The 20,668-nt window shown below is 35.2% G+C and carries 23 protein-coding genes; 11 read left to right on the top strand and 12 right to left on the bottom strand.

Going from position 1 to position 20,668, the window contains the following annotated elements; genetic code table 11:
* Positions 1–68: 68 nt before the first annotated feature.
* Genes CAV_RS00860 through CAV_RS00830 form a run of 7 tightly spaced genes read left to right on the top strand, consistent with a single transcriptional unit; the run spans position 69 to position 7,421 of the window.
* Entirely contained in the window at positions 69–710 is a 642-nt protein-coding gene (locus CAV_RS00860) for an RBBP9/YdeN family alpha/beta hydrolase (protein WP_094324638.1), read from the top strand.
* A complete protein-coding gene (locus CAV_RS00855; RefSeq protein WP_094324637.1) occupies positions 711–1,040 on the top strand; it encodes a dihydroneopterin aldolase in 330 nt (109 codons plus the stop codon).
* Positions 1,041–1,042: 2 nt separating this feature from the next.
* Positions 1,043–2,404, top strand: a complete 1,362-nt coding sequence (gene der / locus CAV_RS00850) for a ribosome biogenesis GTPase Der (protein ID WP_094324636.1) — start codon at positions 1,043–1,045, stop codon at positions 2,402–2,404.
* Positions 2,394–2,888, top strand: a complete 495-nt coding sequence (locus CAV_RS00845) for a shikimate kinase (protein WP_094324635.1) — start codon at positions 2,394–2,396, stop codon at positions 2,886–2,888. Before der ends, CAV_RS00845 begins: the two co-directional genes overlap by 11 nt.
* The gene (gene trpS, locus CAV_RS00840) at positions 2,885–3,844 is read left to right on the top strand and encodes a tryptophan--tRNA ligase (protein ID WP_094324634.1); all 960 of its coding nucleotides are present in this window, start codon (positions 2,885–2,887) and stop codon (positions 3,842–3,844) included. Before CAV_RS00845 ends, trpS begins: the two co-directional genes overlap by 4 nt.
* Before the next feature lie 9 nt (positions 3,845–3,853).
* Positions 3,854–5,089, top strand: coding sequence for a serine--tRNA ligase (gene serS / locus CAV_RS00835; RefSeq protein WP_094324633.1), 1,236 nt, complete (start codon positions 3,854–3,856; stop codon positions 5,087–5,089).
* A 10-nt stretch (positions 5,090–5,099) separates the two neighbouring features.
* Positions 5,100–7,421: a tetratricopeptide repeat protein gene (locus tag CAV_RS00830; protein ID WP_094324632.1), complete on the top strand. Its 2,322-nt coding sequence runs from the start codon at positions 5,100–5,102 to the stop codon at positions 7,419–7,421.
* Positions 7,422–7,444: 23 nt separating this feature from the next.
* Here CAV_RS00830 and CAV_RS00825 read toward each other — a convergent pair whose 3' ends face one another.
* From CAV_RS00825 to CAV_RS00815, 3 genes are all read right to left on the bottom strand, one after another.
* Positions 7,445–8,074 carry a hypothetical protein gene (locus CAV_RS00825; protein WP_094752793.1) on the bottom strand — a complete coding sequence of 210 codons (630 nt, stop codon included), beginning with the start codon at positions 8,072–8,074 and terminating at the stop codon, positions 7,445–7,447.
* A 92-nt stretch (positions 8,075–8,166) separates the two neighbouring features.
* Positions 8,167–9,192, bottom strand: coding sequence for a hypothetical protein (locus CAV_RS00820; RefSeq protein ID WP_094752792.1), 1,026 nt, complete (start codon positions 9,190–9,192; stop codon positions 8,167–8,169).
* Positions 9,193–9,200: 8 nt separating this feature from the next.
* Entirely contained in the window at positions 9,201–9,416 is a 216-nt protein-coding gene (locus tag CAV_RS00815) for a hypothetical protein (protein ID WP_094752791.1), read from the bottom strand.
* 191 nt (positions 9,417–9,607) lie between these two features.
* Between CAV_RS00815 and CAV_RS00810 the strand changes: the two genes are divergently transcribed.
* Genes CAV_RS00810 through CAV_RS00800 form a run of 3 tightly spaced genes read left to right on the top strand, consistent with a single transcriptional unit; the run spans position 9,608 to position 11,921 of the window.
* Positions 9,608–10,159 carry a DUF507 family protein gene (locus CAV_RS00810; protein WP_094752790.1) on the top strand — a complete coding sequence of 184 codons (552 nt, stop codon included), beginning with the start codon at positions 9,608–9,610 and terminating at the stop codon, positions 10,157–10,159.
* Positions 10,156–11,274, top strand: coding sequence for a glutamine-hydrolyzing carbamoyl-phosphate synthase small subunit (gene carA / locus CAV_RS00805; RefSeq protein ID WP_094752789.1), 1,119 nt, complete (start codon positions 10,156–10,158; stop codon positions 11,272–11,274). The genes CAV_RS00810 and carA overlap by 4 nt, the downstream gene beginning before the upstream one ends.
* Positions 11,271–11,921, top strand: a complete 651-nt coding sequence (locus tag CAV_RS00800) for a sulfite exporter TauE/SafE family protein (RefSeq protein ID WP_094752788.1) — start codon at positions 11,271–11,273, stop codon at positions 11,919–11,921. The genes carA and CAV_RS00800 overlap by 4 nt, the downstream gene beginning before the upstream one ends.
* On the opposite strand, the gene hisIE is transcribed toward CAV_RS00800, so the two are convergent.
* The 4 genes from hisIE to hisH are packed head-to-tail and all read right to left on the bottom strand — an operon-like array spanning position 11,904 to position 14,611.
* Positions 11,904–12,530, bottom strand: coding sequence for a bifunctional phosphoribosyl-AMP cyclohydrolase/phosphoribosyl-ATP diphosphatase HisIE (gene hisIE, locus CAV_RS00795; protein ID WP_094752787.1), 627 nt, complete (start codon positions 12,528–12,530; stop codon positions 11,904–11,906). The genes CAV_RS00800 and hisIE overlap by 18 nt on opposite strands.
* Positions 12,531–13,298 (bottom strand): imidazole glycerol phosphate synthase subunit HisF, encoded by a 768-nt coding sequence (hisF, locus tag CAV_RS00790; protein WP_094324623.1) that lies wholly within the window; start codon positions 13,296–13,298, stop codon positions 12,531–12,533.
* Positions 13,280–14,023 (bottom strand): 1-(5-phosphoribosyl)-5-[(5-phosphoribosylamino)methylideneamino] imidazole-4-carboxamide isomerase, encoded by a 744-nt coding sequence (locus CAV_RS00785; protein ID WP_094324622.1) that lies wholly within the window; start codon positions 14,021–14,023, stop codon positions 13,280–13,282. Before CAV_RS00785 ends, hisF begins: the two co-directional genes overlap by 19 nt.
* Positions 14,024–14,611, bottom strand: a complete 588-nt coding sequence (gene hisH, locus CAV_RS00780; protein WP_094324621.1) for an imidazole glycerol phosphate synthase subunit HisH — start codon at positions 14,609–14,611, stop codon at positions 14,024–14,026.
* Between the two features lie 101 nt (positions 14,612–14,712).
* On the opposite strand from hisH, the gene CAV_RS00775 reads away from it, so the two are divergent.
* The gene (locus tag CAV_RS00775) at positions 14,713–16,356 is read left to right on the top strand and encodes a methyl-accepting chemotaxis protein (RefSeq protein WP_094324620.1); all 1,644 of its coding nucleotides are present in this window, start codon (positions 14,713–14,715) and stop codon (positions 16,354–16,356) included.
* Here CAV_RS00775 and mreC read toward each other — a convergent pair.
* From mreC to fabZ, 5 genes are read right to left on the bottom strand one after another with little or no spacing between them, the layout of a single operon-like run.
* A complete protein-coding gene (mreC, locus tag CAV_RS00770) occupies positions 16,351–17,100 on the bottom strand; it encodes a rod shape-determining protein MreC (RefSeq protein ID WP_094324619.1) in 750 nt (249 codons plus the stop codon). The genes CAV_RS00775 and mreC overlap by 6 nt on opposite strands.
* On the bottom strand, positions 17,090–18,130 hold the full coding sequence (locus CAV_RS00765) for a rod shape-determining protein (protein WP_094324618.1): 1,041 nt from the start codon (positions 18,128–18,130) through the stop codon (positions 17,090–17,092). Before CAV_RS00765 ends, mreC begins: the two co-directional genes overlap by 11 nt.
* Positions 18,130–19,368, bottom strand: a complete 1,239-nt coding sequence (gene clpX / locus CAV_RS00760; protein ID WP_094324617.1) for an ATP-dependent Clp protease ATP-binding subunit ClpX — start codon at positions 19,366–19,368, stop codon at positions 18,130–18,132. Before clpX ends, CAV_RS00765 begins: the two co-directional genes overlap by 1 nt.
* Positions 19,365–20,153, bottom strand: a complete 789-nt coding sequence (lpxA, locus tag CAV_RS00755) for an acyl-ACP--UDP-N-acetylglucosamine O-acyltransferase (RefSeq protein WP_094324616.1) — start codon at positions 20,151–20,153, stop codon at positions 19,365–19,367. Before lpxA ends, clpX begins: the two co-directional genes overlap by 4 nt.
* Positions 20,153–20,593: a 3-hydroxyacyl-ACP dehydratase FabZ gene (gene fabZ / locus CAV_RS00750; RefSeq protein WP_094324615.1), complete on the bottom strand. Its 441-nt coding sequence runs from the start codon at positions 20,591–20,593 to the stop codon at positions 20,153–20,155. The genes lpxA and fabZ overlap by 1 nt, the downstream gene beginning before the upstream one ends.
* Positions 20,594–20,668 lie beyond the last annotated feature (75 nt).

Below are 20,668 nucleotides of genomic sequence, written 5' to 3'. Positions count from 1 at the left end.
AATAAAAAATTATTAAGATATTTGCTTGTTTTTCTGTTATAATAAGGCTATAAATTTAAAGGATTTAGATGAAAAAACTAGGCTTATATCTTACTGTATTTTATGTTTTTGCTATTGCGTTTATACAAGTTGAGGCTAGCGAGCTTAAAAAGCTTTATGTGGTTCATGGTTTTGGCTCAAACTCTTCTTCGCATTGGTTTAAGTGGCTTAAAACTGAGCTTGAAAATGATAATTCCGAGCTTGAAGTTAAGATACTTGATTTGCCAAATTCTACAAACCCAAAACCTAATGAATGGCTAAGCACCATAAAAGAAAATGTAGGAAAGGTAGATGAAAATACCTATTTCGTAGCTCATAGCCTAGGGTGTATTAGCACACTTATATACTTAAATTCCTTAGATGATAATACTAAGATTGGCGGCTTTGTCTTTGTGGGTGGCTTTTACGAACCGCTAGATATTTTACCACAACTAAGGGCTTTTACAAGCATTAGTTTAAATTTTAACAAGCTTCAAAAGATGACAAACAAAGGCTTCGTGCTTTCAGCAAAAGATGATAAGATAGTGCCAACAAAGCTTAGTGAAAATTTGGCTAATAAACTTAAGGCTAAATTTATCCAAACACAAAGTGGTGGGCATTTTGGCGATAAAAAAACAGTTGAAAAAGTGCCTGTGCTGCTTGATATAATACAAGAAAATTTAGGCATTTAAATGCAAGAATTTAAGCTTAAGATAAAAGACTTAGAATTTGAAACTATAATTGGCATACTAGACTTTGAAAGGGAGAAAAAACAAAGGATAGTTTTAAATGCTGAATTTTTGTATGAATTTAGCGAAGAAATTCTTGATTACAGGCTTTTGCGTGAATTTTTACTGCAAGCTTTTGATAAAAATTTTGATACCTTAGAAAATGCTCTTGTATATTTTCAAGAGCATATACCTAAGAACTTTAAAAACATAACATATTTTCACATAGAACTTAGCAAAACACAAATTTTTAAAGACTGCTTGGTATCTGTATCTCTTGAATATAAAAGGTAAATATGCAAAGCATCATCATAGTTGGCAAACCAAATGTTGGAAAATCAAGCCTTTTCAATAGAATGGCAAGAAAAAGAATAGCTATAACTAGCGATATAAGCGGCACCACAAGGGATATCAATAAAATAGAAATTCAAATACAAGATAAAAAAGCCCTACTCATAGACAGCGGCGGACTTGATGAAAGTAGCGAGTTATTTAAAAATGTAAGATCTAAAACCTTGCTTAGCGCCAAAGAAAGCAAGATTATCCTCTACCTAGTAGATGTGAAACTAGGAATTAATGATGAGGATAGGAAAAATTTTTATACTCTAGCAAAGCTTAAAAAACCCATAGCCTTAGTGATAAACAAAGTAGATAATGAAAAAGACAAAGAAAGAGCGTATGAGTTTGCAAGCTTTGGCATAAAGGATGTGTTTTTTATCTCAGTTTCTCACAATGTAGGGCTTGATGAGCTTTATGATTGGCTTTATAAACACTTAAACAAAGATGAAAGCTTAAGCGTGGATGAAGATGAGAGCTTGGAGGATTTTTTAGAAAATGACGAGATAGATGAAATCGATAGCTCCAGGATAAAGGTTGGAATTTTAGGTAGGGTAAATGTGGGAAAATCAAGCCTTTTAAATGCCTTGCTAAAAGAGGAAAGAAGCGTAGTAAGCAAGGTAGCTGGAACCACGATAGACCCTGTCAATGAGGTGCTAAGCTATAAGGATAAGATTATAGAATTTGTAGATACAGCCGGGATTAGAAAAAGAGGTAAAATTCAAGGACTTGAAAAATTCGCCCTACTTCGCACGCAAGAGGTTTTAAAACAAGCACAAATCGCACTTTTAGTTCTTGACGCTAGCGAGGGTTTTAATGAGCTGGATGAAAGGATAGCCGGACTTTTGGCTCAAAACTACCTAGCCGTGCTAATCATCTTAAACAAATGGGATAAAAGCGAGCTAGACTTTGATAAAACGGTCAAAGAACTAAGGCTTGATAGGTTTAAATTTTTGGCACACTCGCCCATACTTAGCGTGTCTGCACTAAGCGGAAAAAGGGTTCATCTAGTGCTTGATAAAATTTTAGAACTTTTTGAAAATTACATACAAAAAATACCTACCGCGAAGCTAAATTCAGTCGTAGCCGAGGCTGTAAAAGCCCATCCTTTGCCGCATGATAGAGGCAAAGTAGTAAAAATTTATTACGCTACGCAGTATAAGATAGCCCCTCCAAAAATAGCCTTGATAATGAACAGGCCAAAAGCCTTGCATTTTAGCTACAAAAGATACTTGCAAAATAAATTAAGAGAGAATTTTAAGCTAGATGGAGTTCCTTTAATCATAGCTTCGCGTAAAAAAGGGCAAAAAGATGAGGAATGAAAATTTACTTTTTATAGGCTTTATGGGTTGCGGGAAAAGCTCGGTCGCAAGGGCTTTGGCTTTGGATTTAAAAAGGGTTTTTTTTGATAGTGATGATTTGATAGAACTTAAATTTAAGCTTAGCATTAAAGAGATTTTCCAAAAATACGGCGAGGATTTTTTTAGAAAAGAAGAAAGGCTTTTGGCTGATTTTTTTGCCAATACCTCAAATGCGATAATAGCAAGTGGAGGTGGTTTTTATAAGAATGCAAATTTAAAAGAAATTGGCAAGATTATTTATCTTGAGGCAGGTTTTGACTTTTTAAAAAATCGCTTAAGCAAAGACGAGCTACTTAAAAGACCACTTTTTAGCGATGAAAAAACGGCTAGAGCACTATTTGAAGAAAGAGTGCATAAGTACAAAGCTTTAGCACAACAAACAATAAATGTGGAAAATAAAAGCATAGAAACAATAAAAGATGAAATCAAAAAGGGCTTGATATGAGAATTTTAACAGGACTGCAACCAAGCGGAAATTTGCATATAGGAAATTATTTTGGCTCGCTAAGACAGATGTTGCAAGCACAAAATAATAGTGATATGTTTATATTTATAGCTAATTATCATGCAATGACTAGCAATAAAGACGGCGAACTTTTAAAAGAAAATACAAAAAACATAGCCGCTGCTTATCTAGCCTTGGGCATCGAACCAAATTCTTGCACCTTTTGGCTGCAAAGCGATGTGAAAGAGGTTTTAGAGCTTTATTGGATTTTGTCTCAATTTACGCCAATGGGACTTTTAGAAAGAGCTCACAGCTATAAAGACAAGATAGCAAAGGGCTTAAACGCACATCATGGCTTGTTTTCGTACCCTGTTTTAATGGCTGCTGATATTTTGCTTTTTGATAGCAATATAATTCCGGTTGGAAAAGACCAAATTCAGCATGTAGAAATAGCAAGAGACATAGCGCTTAAGGTAAATAACGAATGGGGCGATGTTTTTGTAGTGCCTGAAGCTAGAGTAGATGAGGATTTAGCGACTGTTGTTGGAACTGACGGGGCTAAGATGAGCAAGTCTTACAATAACACTATAGAAATTTTTGCACCAACAAAAAAGCTTAAAAAACAAATTTCTGCTATAATAACTGACAGTACAGCCTTAGAGGAGCCTAAAGATTGGAGGACTTGCACGGTGTTTAAACTAGCTTCTTTGTTTTTAAATCAAGCAGAACAAGATATGCTAAAAGCTAGATACGAAAAAGGTGGTGAAGGGTATGGGCATTTTAAAGCCTTTTTAAATGAGCTCATTTTGGATTATTTCTCAAGTGCTAGAGCAAGGTATGAGGATTTGTTACAAAATCCAGCCAAAATACAAGAAAGCCTTGAAATTGGTGCTTTGAAAGCAAGAAAAATCGCACAAGAAAAGATGCAAAAAATTTACAGCAAAATCGGACTATAAGGATTTTTAATGATTGATTTAAAACTTTTACAAAATGACTTTGATAAATTTGCCAAAAAGCTAGAAGCAAAAAAACTTGATAGTGCCTTGCTTGCAAAAGTAAAGGATTTGTTTATCAAATTAAAAGAGCAAAGAGTTTTGTTAGAGGATTTGCAAGCCTTTCAAAATAAATTTAGCAAAGAATTAGCAAGCGCGCAAAATAAAGATGAGCTAAAACAAAAACTAAGTGCAAATAAAGAAAAAATCGCTTCTCAAGCTAAGATAGTTGATGAGCTAGAAAAAGAGCTAGAGGAACTTTCGCACTCTATCCCAAATTTACCTGATGATGATGTACCCGTTGGAGAAGATGAAAACGAAAATTTAGAGCTAAAAAAGGTTTTAGAGCCTAGAGTTTTTGATTTTAACCCAAAAGAACATTTTGAGCTTAGTGAGAACTTAGATTGGCTTGATTTTGTAAGAGGTGTTAAGATTGCTCAAAGTAGATTTTGCGTGATGAAAAAAGACGCAGCACTTTTAAATAGAGCTTTGATAAATTATATGATTGATTTTAACAGAAGCAGAGGCTTTGAACTTGTTAATGTGCCATATCTAGTAAGTTCAAAAACCATGTTTGGAACGGGACAACTGCCTAAATTTAAAGATGATATGTATAAGGTGGAAAATGAGGATTTGTACCTCATCTCAACTTCTGAAATTCCTGTTACAAACCTTTACGCAGATGAAATTTTAATGCCTGAACTTTTACCTATAAAAATGACTTGTTATAGTGCTTGCTTTAGACAAGAAGCCGGTAGTGCTGGACGCGACACCAGAGGGATTATAAGACAACATCAGTTTGAAAAAGTAGAACTCGTAAGTATCACAAAGCCTGAGCAAAGCGAAGCAGTGCTTGAGGAAATGGTAGCCTGCGCTAGTGATTTATTAACATCGCTAGGTTTGGCACACAGACATCTTATGCTTTGCACCGGAGATTTGGGCTTTTCAGCGGCAAAGACTATAGACTTAGAAGTTTGGCTTCCGGGGCAAAACAAATACAGAGAAATAAGCTCGGTATCTAATTGCAGGGATTTTCAAGCAAGAAGAGCAAAGATTAGATATAAAGATGAGGACGGCAAAAACAAATTAGTTCACACCTTAAACGGCTCATCTTTAGCCGTTGGCAGAACCCTTGTAGCTATAATGGAAAACTACCAGGAAAAAGATGGCAGCATAAGCATTCCTGATGTGCTTAGAAAATATTTTTAAGTGATGTTTTATGGCTGAAGAGGTAATTTTACAAAGAGACGGTGCAAATAACGAGGAAAACAAGCCTCAGAAAAATAACATAGAGGAAAACGAGCATTCCTTTGAAGAGGTGAAAAAGCCTAATGTATTTAAGGACCCTAAATTTTTATTTATACTTTTTTTAATGCTTGGCATTATGTTCTTTTTGCTCATGGTTTTGTATTTTTTACACAGCAAAACAGTAGAGCCTTTTAGCGTATTCACCCCTCAAGATGACACAAGTCAAGAAGTTGTAGTAGACAGGGAAAGTGTTAAATTTGAGATGACTAAGATAGATGACATGATACAAAAGGCTAATGCCTTGTATCTAAGGGGCGAAAGAGAACAGGCTGTAAAAATTTATGAGCAAATTTCAATTTACAGCGAAGCCTTGTCAAACTACAATCTAGGCGTTTCACAAATGGAGCAAAAAAACTACACCCTCGCTTTAGAAAGCTTCAAAAAATCAATCGCTGCCAATGAAAATCAAACAGTCTCGGCCATAAACGCCGCTGTGTGTGCCTTGCATCTTAATGATAAGCTCAAATTTGATTATTACATAGACTTAGCTTATGTGTATTTGTCTAATGAGGGTGATTCTGAGCTTTTTGATTATTATTTAAGCCTTATAAACTACTACAAAGGCCTATATCCTGAAGCCTTGCAAATGCTGCAACAAACACAAAATAAAGCTTATGAGGATGACGCGAAATACCTTAGTGCTAAAATTTATGCAAAAATGGGACTAAATTCAAAGGCGCTTGAGAATTTAACAGCACAAGGAAACTACAACACCTTTTTAAGCGAGGGGCTTTTATACGCAAGAATGGGGCTCTATGACAAGGCTAAGGCAAGCTTGCTTAACGCTCAAAAGATAGAAAGAGACCATAACCAAAGCTTGGCTGCTTTAAATTTAATAGACATCAAAACCGGCCATTATAGAGAAATGCTAGATAGAACAAATAAAGAATTTGAAGGAAACGAAAACTATATACTTGATTTTTACAAGATTAAGGTGAGGCTAAATAATGAACTTAGCGATATAAACATCGCACAACAAAATTTCAGCAAGGATTTTATACAGGATTTAAAAGCACAGGCAAATTTACTCTTTTACTTCACTCCTTATCAGGTCTTTGATGTAAAGCAGGCCGCGTCTTACATAAACAAGGCGAATGTGTCTAATTTCATACAAGATAGAGATGCTACTAATGAATTTTTAAGCACGAGCAAAGTTTTATCATCTGTAAATGTAAAGCTATCAAAAATCATAAATCAAGCACTAGATGGCGGACTTTACAAAGCAAATGAGGGCTTTAAGGACTTGCTAAAGTCTTATAAACAACACAGCATTTTGCAGTTTAACCTAGCATTATCTTATGCTCAAATGCAATACTACGACCTTGCATACAAGCATTTTTCAACATCATATCACCTAGACCCTAGAAATTACGCTGCTGGTTCTTTGGCTGTATTAAGCGGTGTTTTAGCAGAGCAAGATACCACAAAACTTGTAGCCGAGATAAACGAAAATATAAATTTAGACAATGAATTTAAAGATAAGATTTATCAAAATGTTATCTTGTTTGCAAGAAAGGATTTCGCGGCTATGCTGCCTTTCTTAGATGAGGCTGATAACAACGGCTTTGCCCTTGTGCTAAAAATAATCATTGCTAAAAATAATGACTTAAACAATGAATTTAACGAAAGGATAATGGATTTAAAAGACAAATTTAAGGATGATTTGTTGGTGGATATTTTATTTTTCAATGCCACTAATTATAATTTAAACATAAAAGAATATGCGCAAAACGCACAAATTTACTTTAAAAATTTAAATTTTGATTATGATAAATTAGCAAATGCTCCTGTGATACTTAGGGATTCTTACATAACTATGATGAGAATTTCAGGGCTTTTAAATCAAGAAAGAGAGCGTATAAAGCAAAAACTAGCAAGCGAGGATGGCCACGAGATAGGGCTTAGCCTTATACTTGCTTACATGGACATTTATGCGGGGCTTTTTGAGGAGGCTTATGGGCTTTATAGCGTGTTGATTGATGATTATAAAATCAAGGATTCAAATACATATTTCCTAGCAGCAGTTGCAGCCGTAGGTGCTAACAACCCAAACGCTGCCATTGCCTTGCTAGAGCTTTCCAAGCTAGAGGATAATTCAAACCAAGATGCAAGACTAGCCTTAGCACTGCTGTATCATTCAGTGCAAAACTACGAGCCAGCTATTTATCAATACAGCCAAGTAAAAGATGGATTTTTAAGTAAGTTTTTTACCTTTGATTTAGCTAGAAATTAACTGTATCTTTAAAGATACAGTTCTTAAGCATTTATATTTACAGCCTTGCCACCAAGCTCTTCTATCCTAGCACTTACCTTTTCTATGGCTTTATCTATGGTTTCTTGACTGATTTGAGGCAAAGAACCACCCCACATTCTTTCAGCTTCTTCAAAACCTCTTTTCATACCCTCAAAGCCTTTTTGAAGTTTCTCTAAATCATCTCCAGCACCATTTATAACAAAGTCAGCTATACGGTTGGCAGTATTTTCAACACCAAAAAATCCCTCCTCGCTAATCAAGAAATTTAACTCATCTTGACTCATGGCTAAAGGATTTTTACCATCATAGCCTATAGAAGCAAAATCAATTTGTGAAAGCATTGAGATAGCTTGAGAGCTTCCTGAATTTAACACATCTAAAATCGAACTTTGAGAATTAAAGTTATCCATAGAAGCCATAAGGCTTTGTTGCTGAAACTGCATAATATAAGCTTGAGTGATAGCCTTACCACCTATGTTGCTAAGCTCTTTTATGCTATCTTTGTCCAATTTTGAAGAAGCCAAATCAACTATAGACTTCGCGTCCCTTGCTGTTTGTTCTTCCTTACTAACATCCTTTGTAGAACTTTGTTGCATGGCAACCGTTTTACTAGAATTTAACCCAACTTGCATCGTCGCTCCTTTGCGATAAAATTTGATTACACTCTTAAATCGGTTTTTTTAAATTTATCTTGATAGTTTTAGTAGTATTTTTTAAAATTAAATCAAAGCTTTAAATCAAAGCTAGTTAAATTCTCATCCAAAGCTTGCAAATCTTTTATAAGATTATCTACTTCTTTTAAGCTGTCTTTTATATCATCTTTTATCAAATTTGGAAAGTATTTTCTAGCCAGCTCTAACTCCTCCATACTAAGGCCTGAGACACCGTTAGCTAAGAGTTTTAAGCGAATTTCATTTTTTTCTTCCTCATCATTATCTCTTACGATTTCAAGCTCCTCCTGAGCTTTATTAGCAACTTCTTGTGCCATTTGTTCTTTAATCTTTCTCATATACTCAAAATACTCGTTCATATTATTAAATTTAGCAAGGCCTTCTTCTAAAGCATTTTCTACAAGCAAGGCCTGCACATTCCTTAAATCGCTTAAGTTCATAGCTTCTTTATAAAGTATCTTGCCGTCTAAGTCCTTATCTAAAAGCAAGGTTTTATCAAGTGCTACATTCAAACTTTCCTCTACGAACAAATTCTTTACCTGTGCTATAAACTCATCATCTCGATTTGATAGACTTCGGTATTTTCTCACACCTTCAAGATAGCTTGTTTTATAAGGACTAAGAATACTAACACATGCTTTTTGTGCATGAAAAAAGCCCTTTACATTCAAAGCCTCATTTTCGTCTATGTAAAAATCGTTATTTTCATCAGCACCCTTATAATTTCTTGCAAAAGATACTTCTTTATACCAGCCATTTACGTAAGCAGCGGACTGCTCTGTAAGCAAGAAGGTTTTATCATCTATCTTTAAAACATCATCAAAGGAATGCTGTAAATGAGATATAGCATTTGCACTTAGAGCAAATTTTGTCAAATTTTTTGTAGCATCTGTAAGATAAACAGTAAAAAAATTCTCATCTTTTCTATGCTCTTTTTTATCCTCGTTTTTATTTAACTTTTGTGCTTCTACTATATGACTTTTAAGTTCATTTATGGTATCTTCATCATGATGAAAGACAGAGGAATGCAGTCTATTATATACGACTGCATTCCATAACATTCCGTCTAAAATAAACATAGAAATACCTATATATCAGCCATGCATCTATAATAAGCAAGTGAACCATATGGAAGATGGGCACATCTTTGGTTTGTATAATAGTTATTCTTGTCAAAAGAGCCAGGTCTATACGGTCTATCAACAGAAAGTGAAGGATTATTAGGTCTATATGCTCTAGCCTCTAATAAAACTGAACCAAGCGTTAAAGCCACCAAGGATGATAAAATAACTTTTTTTAGCATAATCGCTCCTTATAAAATGAATTTAGCTTATTATATGATAAGCTTAGAGTTAAATCGGCAAAAATCTAAAAAGCTTTATATAAAAATTTAAATTCTTTGATTTTTTAAAAAAGTAGATAAAAAAAGTCTTTTTTAACAATTATTTAGCTAATTTAGCTTATAATTTCACATTTACTTTAAAAGGATTTGCAATGCGTATCAAACAAGCACATATTCCTTATATAGCAAATAAAATAGTATTAGATATGGTAAATTCATCTTTTGTGGAACTAAAGGACAATTATGACAACTTGCTTAGCAAAAGCAAGGAAATTCTAGAAAAGGACCTCTTTAAAGAAAGAAGCTTGGATGAGAGAGTGAAAGAGCTTTTAGAGGAGCAAGAAGATGAAATGGAATTCATGCAAGTAGATAGAAAAAATATGTTTTGGCTTGTTAAGAAAAGGCTAGCCCCTGAATTTGATGTGATTTTAAACAACGAAGATAGGCATAATGACCTAGCACATAAAATTCTATCAGCCTTTGTGGATAATGATTTTATAAATTTTGATGTTTCTGAAAATAGGATTAAAAATTTAATTTTTTCTAGCATAGAAAACTATCTTAGAACTTACGAAAGCTTGGAAGATGAGGTGTATGAAAAAATTTCACATTATAAAAGAAAGCTGGTGCCGGGCTCTGAGGAATTTGAAATAGTCTTTGACAAGCTCTATCAAGAGGAGCTTAAGAAAAGGGGAATGCTGTGAAAGCCTACATCTACATAGAAAACGACCTTTTTATAAGTGCAAATTCCTTTGGGGCAAAGGGGACTTTTTATGGAGAAATGGTTTTTAACACTTCCTTAAGCGGCTATCAAGAAATAATTTCGGACCCCTCTTACGCAGGACAGTTTATAGTCTTTTCAATGCCAGAAATTGGCATAGTAGGAACAAATGATGATGATAACGAAAGCAAAGAAATACACGCAAGTGGAATTTTCATAAGAGAGCTTAGCAAAACTTACTCAAATTTTAGAGCAAAAAAGGATTTAGCGCAGTTTTTGAAAGAAAATAATAAGATAGGAATTTGCGATATTGATACTAGATTTTTAGTAAAGATGATAAGGGATAATGGAAATTTAAATGCTGTTGTATCCACTGAAATTTCAAGCAAGGAAAAGCTAAAAGAGCTTTTAAAGGCTTCAGCTAAGATAGATGAGGTAAATTGGGTAGCTAAGGTAAGCACGAAAACGCCTTATGAGCACAAACAAGGTGCTTGGAATCATCAAACAAAATCTTATGAAAAGGCGAAAAGCTCTAACAAATGCCTTGCTGTGCTTGATTACGGTGTGAAAACGAATATCTTAAACGAATTAGTTCAAGTAGGCTTTGCGGTTAAGGTTTTTCCACACGATACAAAGGCACAAGAGCTGATAAAGCTTTATGATAAGGGCGAAATTCACGGCGTTTTCTTATCAAATGGACCCGGCGAGCCAAAGAGCTTAAAAAATGAGATAAAAGAGATAAAAAAACTGATAGATAAAAAAATCCCTATGCTTGGAATTTGCTTAGGACATCAGCTTTTAAGCAATGCCTTTGGTTATGAGACATATAAGATGAAATTTGGACAGCACGGTGCAAATCATCCGGTATTAAATCAAGAAAATAAAAAGATAGAAATAACCGCACAAAATCACAACTACAATGTCCCTGAAGAGCTTTGCGAGGTGGCCATCATCACGCATAGAAATCTTTTTGGGGATAATGTAGAAGGAGTTAGATACAAAAACTATCCTATCATTTCGGTGCAACACCACCCAGAAAGTTCCTCAGGACCGCACGAAAGCAAGTATATATTTAAAGAATTTATGAGCTTGCTTTGAGTTTTTTAGCCACCGCCCTTGTAGCCTTGCTTTCAAGCTTTGGGCATTGTTATTTTATGTGCGGGGGCTTTAATATACTTGTTTTAAAATTCAGCAAAGAGCTTAAATTCTCATCCTTAGCCATATTTTTATATCATCTTTTTAGAATTTTAACTTACACAGCCTTAGCCCTTGTGTTTTTTTATTTTCAAGTAAGTTTTTTTAAGAGTGATTTTTCAAAAGGGGTCTTATTTTTCGCACTAGGTATGTTTATGGTGCTGCTTGGGCTTTCCTTGCTTTTTAAGCTAAAAATCTTAACTTTCATAGAAAATGCTTATGTTTTTAATAAAATTTTGCAAAAATTTAAAGATAAGATAAATTTTAAAAACTATCATAGCTTTTGTTTTTTAGGAATTTTAAACGGCTTACTACCTTGCGGGCTTGTGTATTTTTACATCGCCTTGGCAAGTTCTTTAAAAAGTCTTGTAGAGGTACTTTTGCTTATGTTTATATTTGGCTTTTGCACTATGATAGTTATGTTACTTTTCATAAAATTTATAAAACTTAGCTCAGAAATCTTTGCAAAAATCGCCGCTTCCTTATCTTATATCCTAATCACAAGCTACGGGCTTTACCTAGCCTTTATGGGCTTAATGCTTAGTAGATGAGTTTCGCTGTTTTAAAATTTCTATTACATCATTTAAGCTTAAATTCGCATCTTCAAGCAAGACCATTAAGTGAAAGAGCAAATCAGCCGCTTCGTTTTTAAGCTCATTTATATCCTTAACAGTGGCTGCTAGGGCTGTTTCAACACCTTCTTCGCCTACTTTTTGAGCTATTCTTTTTGTACCTTCTTTAAAAAGTTTTGCTGTATAGAACTTTGTATAATCCGCATTTTTTCTTTCTTTTATAAGCCTTGCAAGTCTTGCCAAAAAGACCAAATCACTTTCCTTTGAAACATTTTCAAAGCAAGAAATATCGCCGACATGGCAAGTTACACCATGAGGTTTTGCTAGGATTAAAAGTGTGTCTTTATCGCAGTCAAGCCCTAAATTTATTATATCTAAGAAATTTTTAGAGCTTTCGCCTTTGGTCCAAATTCTATTTTTAGTTCTTGAAAAAAAGCTCACTCTTTTTTCTTGTATGCTCTTTTTTAAAGCCTCTTCATTCATATAGCCAAGCATTAAAACTTCAGCACTTTTGTAATCTTGCACTATGACAGGAAGCAAGCCTCCTACTTTTTGCCAATCAACCTCGTTTATGATATTTTCACTCATCTATACCCTTACTAAGATAGAATTTTCTTTTAAAAAAGCCTTAAGCTCTTTTATGTCAATTAATCTTTGATGAAAAACAGAAGCAGCCAAACAAGCATCGATGTTAAGCTTAAAAGCCTCTAAAAAATGCTCCTTTTTTCCAGCTCCTCCGCTAGCAACAAGTGGAATTTTGCAAAGTTCTTTAACCCTTTTTAACTGCTCTAAGTCATAGCCATTTTTACAGCCATCCTCATTCATCATATTTAAAACTATCTCTCCAGCACCTCTATCTTGCACTTCTTTTACCCATTCTAAGGTGCTCTTGCCGCTATGAGTTGAGGTTTTTTCATCTCCTGTGTATTTAAAAACCTTTAGCTCTCCTTTTTCATCCTTAAAACTATCAATGCCTACTACAACGCATTGCACACCAAAATTTTGTGCTAGTTCGCTTATGAGTTTTGGATTATTTAATGCAGGTGAGTTTATGGAAATTTTATCAGCTCCATTTGCTAGAATTTCCCTAGCGTCCTCTATGCTTTTTATACCTCCTGCTACGCAAAAAGGTATGGAAATTTCGCGAGCTACCTTTTCTACCCAAGCCCTTTTAACTCTTTCATTTCTAGCACTTGCACTTATATCGTAAAATACAAGCTCGTCAATGCCGTTTTGAGAGTAAAATTTAGCAAGTTCTACTATATCTCCCATATCTTTGTGGTTTTTAAACTGCACGCCTTTTACTACGCGTCCATCTCTTACATCAAGGCAGGCTATTATACGTTTTGTAAGCATTCTATGCCCTCTTTAACAGTAAAAATTCCGTCCAAAAGTGCTTTTCCAGCTACGATACCGCCACAAACTCCGTTTAAATTCTTTAAATCATCCAAATCGCAAAGCCCGCCAGAAGCTTGAGTTTGAATGCTCGCAAATGTTTTGGCCAAATCCTTATAAAGCTTTGTATTCATACCTTGCAAGGTGCCATCTCTTGAAATATCTGTGCAAAGCATGTGTTTTAGGCCATATTGTAAATAGTAAGAAACCGTTTCAAAAAGCGTTTGTTCGCTTTGTTCTTGCCAGGCATTTATGGCTATTAGAAAATCATCATTGCTAGGCACCACATCAAGGGCAAGGCAAATGCTATCGCCTCCAAATTCTTGCAAAATTTCTACGCACAGCTTTACTTCGGTTATAGCTAAAGAGCCAAGCACAACTCTTTTAACGCCTAAATCAAGCAAAGATTTTACCTCATCTTTTGAGCGAATTCCGCCCCCTACTTGCAAATTCACAGAGCTGTTTTTTATAAGTTCTTTAAAAAGACTTAGCTGCCTTTTGCTTGTATCTTTTGCACCGCTTAAATCAACTAAATGTATCCACCTAGCGCCCATTTCTTCGTATTCTTTAAGCTTATGAAGCGGGTTTATCTCATCGTAACTAATCTTTCTTTTATAATCTCCCTTTACTAATCTAACTACCTTTGAATCTATCAAATCAAGTGCGGGTATAAGCTCGGTTTTCATTTATCCTATATCCTTTATGAAATTTTGAAGTAACAATTCTCCAGCCTCAGCGCTTCTTTCAGGATGAAACTGCACTCCGTAAAAATTATCCTTTGCTAGTGCTGCACTAAAGCTTTGAGAATACTCGCAAGTGGCTATGCTAAAGTCATTTAATCCTACACAAAAACTATGCACGAAATAAAAATAAGCCCCATCAAGTCCCTTAAAAAGAGGGTGTGTGCTTTTTACATCATTCCAACCCATATGAGGTAAGGAAAAGCCCTCTTTTTCTTGAAATTTCATGGTTTTAAAGGGTATTATACCTAAGGTTTCTTGGTTTAACTCAGCTGAATACTCGCCTAAAATTTGCATTCCAAGACAAATTCCTAAAAGAGGTTTTGTATTTGTTTTTAAAAATGAAAGCAAATTTAGCTTTTTGAGATTATAAATAGCATTTTGTGCCGTACCAACTCCGGGCAAAAAGAGCTTATCAGCCTTTTCAAGTTCTTTTATGTCGCTACTAATTACAGCCTTAAAGCCAAGTCTGTTTATGCTGAAATGCAAGGAAGCTAAATTAGCACAATTCGTATCTACAATGCAAAGTTTCATAACATATCCTAGACATTTAGATAAAATTTATCTCTTAATCAATTAACTTGTTTCTTACTTTTTTGTGTATAATATAGAAAATTAATTAATAGGTGGTTTGTATGAAATCTAAAGGATTAAGCATTTCGGCAAAACTTTACTTAGGTTTTACTTGTATGATAGCTATTATCGTAGCAGTAGCTGGTTTTTCTGTACTTAGGATTATGTTTTTGGATGAAACCTTACAAACAGCAACAAATATCAACTCTGTTATTTCTCGTCAGGCAATAAATTTTCGTGGTTCGGTTCATGATAGGTCTATACTTATAAGAGACGCTGCTATAATAAGCAATGACCCGGCTGATTTAGATAAAACCTTACAAGATATAAGAAAACTAGAAGAAGATTATGATAAGGCTGATGTAGAATTTGCGAAATTTATACAAAAGGGCATGTTAAATTCGCAAGAAAAAGCGATGTATGATGATATAAATGCCATAAAAAAAGAAACCATGGACACTTACGCTAAAATCATAGAGCTTATAAAAAACTCGGACAAGCAAGGTGCTGATGAGCTAATCTTACAAAAGGCTAGAGAACAGTTTATAAATTGGCTTGCTAGCATAAACAAGGTTATAGACCATTATGAATCCAAAAATCAACAACTAACTAACAATGCTCTAGAGCTTATCTCATCTTTTATACCTATAATGTCTATCATCATTGTTCTAGCCCTTATCTTATCTTTTGTGATAGCCTTTTTCATAGTAAGATACATCAAACATTCAGTTGGAGGCGAGCCTTCATATGTAAAAGCTGTTATAGCTGAGGTTGCCTCTGGAAATTTAAGGATAGACATACAAAGCAAATTTAACGATAGTATTTTGGATTCTGTTAAGAAAATGCAAGCTCAGTTAAGAGAGACTGTGCAAAAAATCTTTTCTTTGGCAAATTTAATCAATCAAAGAGTAGATGTTGTAACTGATGTATTTAATAACGCGCAAAATGCTACCACAACGCAAAGTGATTTGTCCTTACAATCAGCAAAATCCATAAATAAATTGGTAGATAAGACAAGAGCTATATCTAAAATGACTGATGAAACAGAGCAAAATTCAAAAAATACCAAGCAAATATGCGAAGAAAGTATGATTTCAGTGCAAGAAACAGCACAGGGAATGGAAACTGTCGCGCAAAGTAGCACAAAGACTTCAGAACAAATTTCATTCTTAACAGAACAGGCTCAAACCATAGGTGCTAGTACAGAGCTCATAAGCGAAATCACAGACCAAACAAATTTACTAGCCTTAAACGCTGCTATTGAAGCGGCTCGTGCTGGTGAAATAGGACGCGGCTTTGCTGTTGTGGCTGATGAAATAAGGGCTTTAGCTGATAAAACAGGTGCTGCTACTAATCAAATCACAGCCATAAATCAAAAAATACAAGAAGAAACAGTTGCCACAGCACAAGCCATAGAGCAGTCCATACCTCTAATCATGCAAGGAAAAGACTTAAGCGACAAGATGAGAGACAATATGGAGCTTATTTTAAAGCAAACAAATGATAGCTTACTAAAGGCTGAAGAGGTTAATAACGAAGTAGCAGAGCAAATCAAACTACTTGAAGAAATAGAAGCCATGGTAAATAAAAATGCCGACATCTCTGTGCAAACGCAAAATACCATAACTCAAAACAGACAAACAACACAAGACTTAAAAGACATAGCAAGAAATTTACAGCAAGAAGTTAAGTTATTTAAACTATAAATTATCAACCATATACATATAGCTTGGCAAGGCTATATGTGCAAATGGTTCTATGATAGCACTTTGATATATATCATCATCTATAACGCTTTTTACCGTGCCTACCGGAACGCCTGAAAAAAATATATTATCAAGCCCGCTTGTATAAACCGTGTCTCCTGCTTTTATCTTTTGAGTTTTTGGGATAAATTTAAGCCTTACATCGCTTCCATTGCCCTGCAAAACGCCCGGAACCTTTTGCTCTCCTATATATACAGAAAAAACGCAGTCTTCATCTTGCTGCAACAAAGCCATAGGGCGGCCTTCCTTTAGTATAACTATGCCGGCTGTGTATCCTTTATATATCAAACCTCTGTTTTTGTTGCCACTAAAGCTGGTACTAGAAAGCCAAAGGCGGTTATAATCATTGATATTAACATAAGAAATAGCCCTAACTAAAGAAACCTGCGGGAAATACTGAGTGGAATTTTTGTCCTCTAAAAGCAAATTTAACTGATTTGCAAAGGTTGATACAAGGGCATTGCTTTCTTCTAGCTTTTGGTTTTGTTCCTTTAAAAGCCTTATTTGCTCTGCTTGGTTGAAATGCTCGCTTATGCTATTTCCTATGTAATCACTCACGCTATAGCCTGAATTTACGAGCATATCATTTATTTTAAGGAGATTATTTTTTATATTTTCCCCATAATGCAAAGATATAAAAACTAAAAAAGATAATATTAAAATTAAAAAAATTTTATTCTTCATTAGTTAGTTGTTTTAGCAAGGCAATCTCTTCTAAAATTTTACCCGTTCCTCTAGCAACGGCTAGCAAAGGTTCATCGGCTATATATACAGGAAGTCTCACGCTTTCTGATAGATACTTGTCAAGCCCTCTTATTAAGGCTCCGCCGCCGGTTAAAACTATGCCATTTTCTACTATATCAGAGGCCAAATCCGGTGGCATAGACTCAAGCACAACTTTTAGGGCGTCTACGATTTCTTTTAAATTTTCTCTCATAGCCTCTCTAACATCTTCGCTCGTAAGCTCAACCCTTGATAAAAGACCGCTTACTTGGTCTCTACCCTTGATTATCATGCTTAGTTCTTTGTTTAGCTGATAGGCTGAGCCTATGGAAATTTTGATTTCCTCCCCTGTTCTTTCGCCTATGACTAAGTTATATTTTTCTTTCACATAGTTTACTATACTCATATCAAGCTTATCACCAGCTGTTCTTATGGACTTTGAAATAACCAAACCGCCCAGCGAGGTAACGCCAATTTCTGTCGTTCCGCCACCTATATCAACAACCAAATTTCCCTTAGGTTCTTGTATGGCTAAATTTGCACCGATTGCTGCAGCCATAGGCTCTTCTATCAAAAAAACCTCCCTTGCTCCAGCACTTAAAGCACTTTCTCTAACAGCCTTTCTTTCAACTTGTGTAAGTCCGTAAGGTACTGATATAACTATCCTTGGTCTTAGGAAATTCTTGCGTCTGTGGGTTTTTTCTATGAAATACCTAATCATCTTTTCAGTCATATCAAAATCAGCTATAACCCCGTCTTTCATAGGCCTAATGGCTTCTATATTAGCAGGGGTTTTGCCCACCATTTCCTTAGCTTCCTTACCAACAGCTAGAATTTTAGCCTTGCCACCGTATCTTTCTCGCTCAACAGCTACAACAGATGGCTCATTTATGATTATACCCTTGTCCTTAACTAAAACCAAAGTATTTGCTGTTCCTAAATCTATACCCATATCGCTAGAGAAAAAACCTATTACTTGATCAAATATCATTATCCCACCCTTTTTGTTTTTATGAATAAAGGCTTGGCGCCGTCTTTTACCACATCTTTAGTTATGATTATATCATAATTTTTATACTCTGGCAGCTCAAACATCAAATCCACCATAAGTTCTTCTATGATACTCCTAAGCCCTCTAGCACCGGTTTTTCTCTCCAAAGAAAGCCTGGCTATCTCTCTTAGCGCATCATCTTCGAATTTTAAATTAACGCCGTCTATCGCAAAAAGCTTTTGATACTGCTTTATAATGGCGTTTTTTGGCTCTGTTAAAATTCTTATCATATCATCTTCATTAAGCTCATTTAAAGAGGCTATTACATGCAATCTGCCTATAAGCTCTGGTATAAGCCCAAAATGCACCAAGTCATCTGGCTCTATCTTTTCCATAACAGTTTGTTTTATTTTATCCTCATCCTCATCAAAGAAGCCTACAACCTTATCGCCCATCTTTCTTTTGATGATATTTTCTATACCGTCAAAGGCACCACCGCATACAAAAAGTATGTTTGAAGTGTCAATTTGTATAAAATCTTGGTTAGGGTGCTTTCTGCCGCCCTTTGGTGGCACATTTACTAAGGAGCCTTCTATTATTTTAAGCAAAGCTTGCTGCACTCCCTCGCCGCTAACATCTCTTGTTATGGAGCGGTTTTCGCTCATTCTTGCAATCTTGTCTATCTCGTCTATAAAAACTATTCCCATTTGTGCTTTTTCTATGCTGCCGTCTGCTGCTTGAAGCAATCTTGTTAGGATATTTTCCACATCCTCCCCAACATAACCGGCCTCAGTTAAGGAAGTAGCATCACAAATCGCTATAGGCACATCTAAAAATTTAGCCAAGGTTTGGGCTAAGAGAGTTTTGCCGCTGCCTGTTGGCCCAACTAATAAAATATTTGACTTAAACAACTCAGTATCATCGTCTTGTAATTCAGCCCTGAAAATTCTTTTATAATGATTATAAACACCAACGCTAAATATCTTTTTAGCCCTATCTTGACCTATGACATACTTATCTAGGTGTTCTTTTAGCTCTTTTGGAGTGATATTTTTAAATTCGATTTCCTCTTTATCGCTGTCTAATTCTAGCTCTTTTAAGGACTCGTTTCCAAAAAAAACTCTGTATGACGCTTCTATGCAAAAAACACAGATGAAAGATTCGTTATTAATCCCGCTACCTAAAAGTCTTCTTTGTGAGCTTTCAGCACCACCGCAAAAACTACACTTTTTTTTCATACTTCTTTCCTTTTGTAAATAGGAATTCCCCTCTTAGTCTCTAAGATAAAAGAACACATCTTTTTAACATTTTCACTTTGTGTATTTTGTAGCAATTCTTGTGCATTATCTTTCAAGGAGCCTTTTTTAAACAAAAATTTGTAAGCCTTGTTTATAATCTCGACCTCATCTTTATCAAATCTTCGCCTAATGCCTACTAAATTTAGACTTCTAATGCTAGCTCTATTGCCCTCTGCTAGACAAAAAGGCACTATGTCTTGAGAAAGAGCTGAAGCCCCTGCTATCATGGCACCCTCGCCTACTTTTACGAACTGATGTATAGGGGTAAGCCCGCCAACAACAGTGTAATCGCCAAGCTCTACATGGCCTGCTAAAGTAGCGTTATTTGCCAAGATGATGTTAGAGCCAAGCTTGCAATCATGCGCTATATGCACATAAGCCATTATAAAGGCATTGTCCCCTATCTTGGTATAACCATCGCCCTTCGCAGTGCCTGAATTTATAGTAACAAATTCCCTTATAGTCGCGTTAGAGCCTATTATCACTCCTGAGCTTATATCATCTTTATAAGATATATCCTGAGGTATGTCTCCAACTATAGCATAAGAAAAAACGCGACTGTTATCGCCTATTTGGGTATTAGATAAAATTCTAGCACCCTGTTTTATAATGCTATTGTCGCCTATCTTAACATTTTTACCTATGTATGCGTAGGCTTCAACCTCTACATTAGCTCCTAAAATCGCACCATCTTCAACAACTGCACTTGGGTGGATTTTAGCCATTACTTATCCATTATCATAGCTTTTAGTTCAGCTTCAGCAACCAAAGCATTATCTACAAAGGCTTTGCCTTGAAAAATCCACATATTGCCTCTGTTTTTAATCACTTGCATTTCATAATCAAGCCTATCGCCCGGACGCACAGGATTTCTAAATTTCGCCTTGTCTATACCTGTAAAATACACGACCTTTTCCTTAGGATTTACCTTATCTTCCATACTTTCAAAGGCTAAAACTCCGCCTGTTTGTGCCATACCCTCAAGTATCAAAACACCAGGATATATAGGGTGTCCCGGAAAATGCCCCATAAAAACTTGCTCGTTTATAGTGATATTTTTATATCCTCTTACTACTTCACCAATCTTTAGCTCAGTAATCTTATCTACTAGAAAAAATGGGTATCTGTGTGGTAGTATAGCTTGAATTTGCATAGCATCCATCATGATTTAACCTTTTGGAAATTGTAAAGCCTAAATTATACAATAAAGAATTTAATGTAGCACTTAAATTTTGGTAAT

The organism is Campylobacter avium LMG 24591, assembly GCF_002238335.1.
GTDB lineage: Bacteria > Campylobacterota > Campylobacteria > Campylobacterales > Campylobacteraceae > Campylobacter_D > Campylobacter_D avium.
Note: the sequence above shows the minus strand (reverse complement) of the source record. Positions and strands in the feature narration are given on the sequence as shown.

Excerpts from the sequence above, each read along its gene's own strand:
- CAV_RS00765 (WP_094324618.1), bottom strand. The coding sequence starts at position 18,130 with ATGATATTTGATCAAGTAATAGGTTTTTTCTCTAGCGATATGGGTATA.
- lpxA (WP_094324616.1), bottom strand. The coding sequence starts at position 20,153 with ATGGCTAAAATCCACCCAAGTGCAGTTGTTGAAGATGGTGCGATTTTA.
- hisIE (WP_094752787.1), bottom strand. The coding sequence starts at position 12,530 with ATGAGTGAAAATATCATAAACGAGGTTGATTGGCAAAAAGTAGGAGGC.
- der (WP_094324636.1), top strand. The coding sequence starts at position 1,043 with ATGCAAAGCATCATCATAGTTGGCAAACCAAATGTTGGAAAATCAAGC.
- serS (WP_094324633.1), top strand. The coding sequence starts at position 3,854 with ATGATTGATTTAAAACTTTTACAAAATGACTTTGATAAATTTGCCAAA.
- CAV_RS00855 (WP_094324637.1), top strand. The coding sequence starts at position 711 with ATGCAAGAATTTAAGCTTAAGATAAAAGACTTAGAATTTGAAACTATA.
- clpX (WP_094324617.1), bottom strand. The coding sequence starts at position 19,368 with ATGAAAAAAAAGTGTAGTTTTTGCGGTGGTGCTGAAAGCTCACAAAGA.
- mreC (WP_094324619.1), bottom strand. The coding sequence starts at position 17,100 with ATGAAGAATAAAATTTTTTTAATTTTAATATTATCTTTTTTAGTTTTT.
- trpS (WP_094324634.1), top strand. The coding sequence starts at position 2,885 with ATGAGAATTTTAACAGGACTGCAACCAAGCGGAAATTTGCATATAGGA.
- CAV_RS00775 (WP_094324620.1), top strand. The coding sequence starts at position 14,713 with ATGAAATCTAAAGGATTAAGCATTTCGGCAAAACTTTACTTAGGTTTT.
- hisH (WP_094324621.1), bottom strand. The coding sequence starts at position 14,611 with ATGAAACTTTGCATTGTAGATACGAATTGTGCTAATTTAGCTTCCTTG.
- CAV_RS00845 (WP_094324635.1), top strand. The coding sequence starts at position 2,394 with ATGAGGAATGAAAATTTACTTTTTATAGGCTTTATGGGTTGCGGGAAA.
- fabZ (WP_094324615.1), bottom strand. The coding sequence starts at position 20,593 with ATGATGGATGCTATGCAAATTCAAGCTATACTACCACACAGATACCCA.
- CAV_RS00830 (WP_094324632.1), top strand. The coding sequence starts at position 5,100 with ATGGCTGAAGAGGTAATTTTACAAAGAGACGGTGCAAATAACGAGGAA.
- CAV_RS00860 (WP_094324638.1), top strand. The coding sequence starts at position 69 with ATGAAAAAACTAGGCTTATATCTTACTGTATTTTATGTTTTTGCTATT.
- CAV_RS00810 (WP_094752790.1), top strand. The coding sequence starts at position 9,608 with ATGCGTATCAAACAAGCACATATTCCTTATATAGCAAATAAAATAGTA.
- CAV_RS00820 (WP_094752792.1), bottom strand. The coding sequence starts at position 9,192 with ATGTTTATTTTAGACGGAATGTTATGGAATGCAGTCGTATATAATAGA.
- hisF (WP_094324623.1), bottom strand. The coding sequence starts at position 13,298 with ATGCTTACAAAACGTATAATAGCCTGCCTTGATGTAAGAGATGGACGC.
- CAV_RS00815 (WP_094752791.1), bottom strand. The coding sequence starts at position 9,416 with ATGCTAAAAAAAGTTATTTTATCATCCTTGGTGGCTTTAACGCTTGGT.
- CAV_RS00785 (WP_094324622.1), bottom strand. The coding sequence starts at position 14,023 with ATGAAAACCGAGCTTATACCCGCACTTGATTTGATAGATTCAAAGGTA.
- CAV_RS00825 (WP_094752793.1), bottom strand. The coding sequence starts at position 8,074 with ATGCAAGTTGGGTTAAATTCTAGTAAAACGGTTGCCATGCAACAAAGT.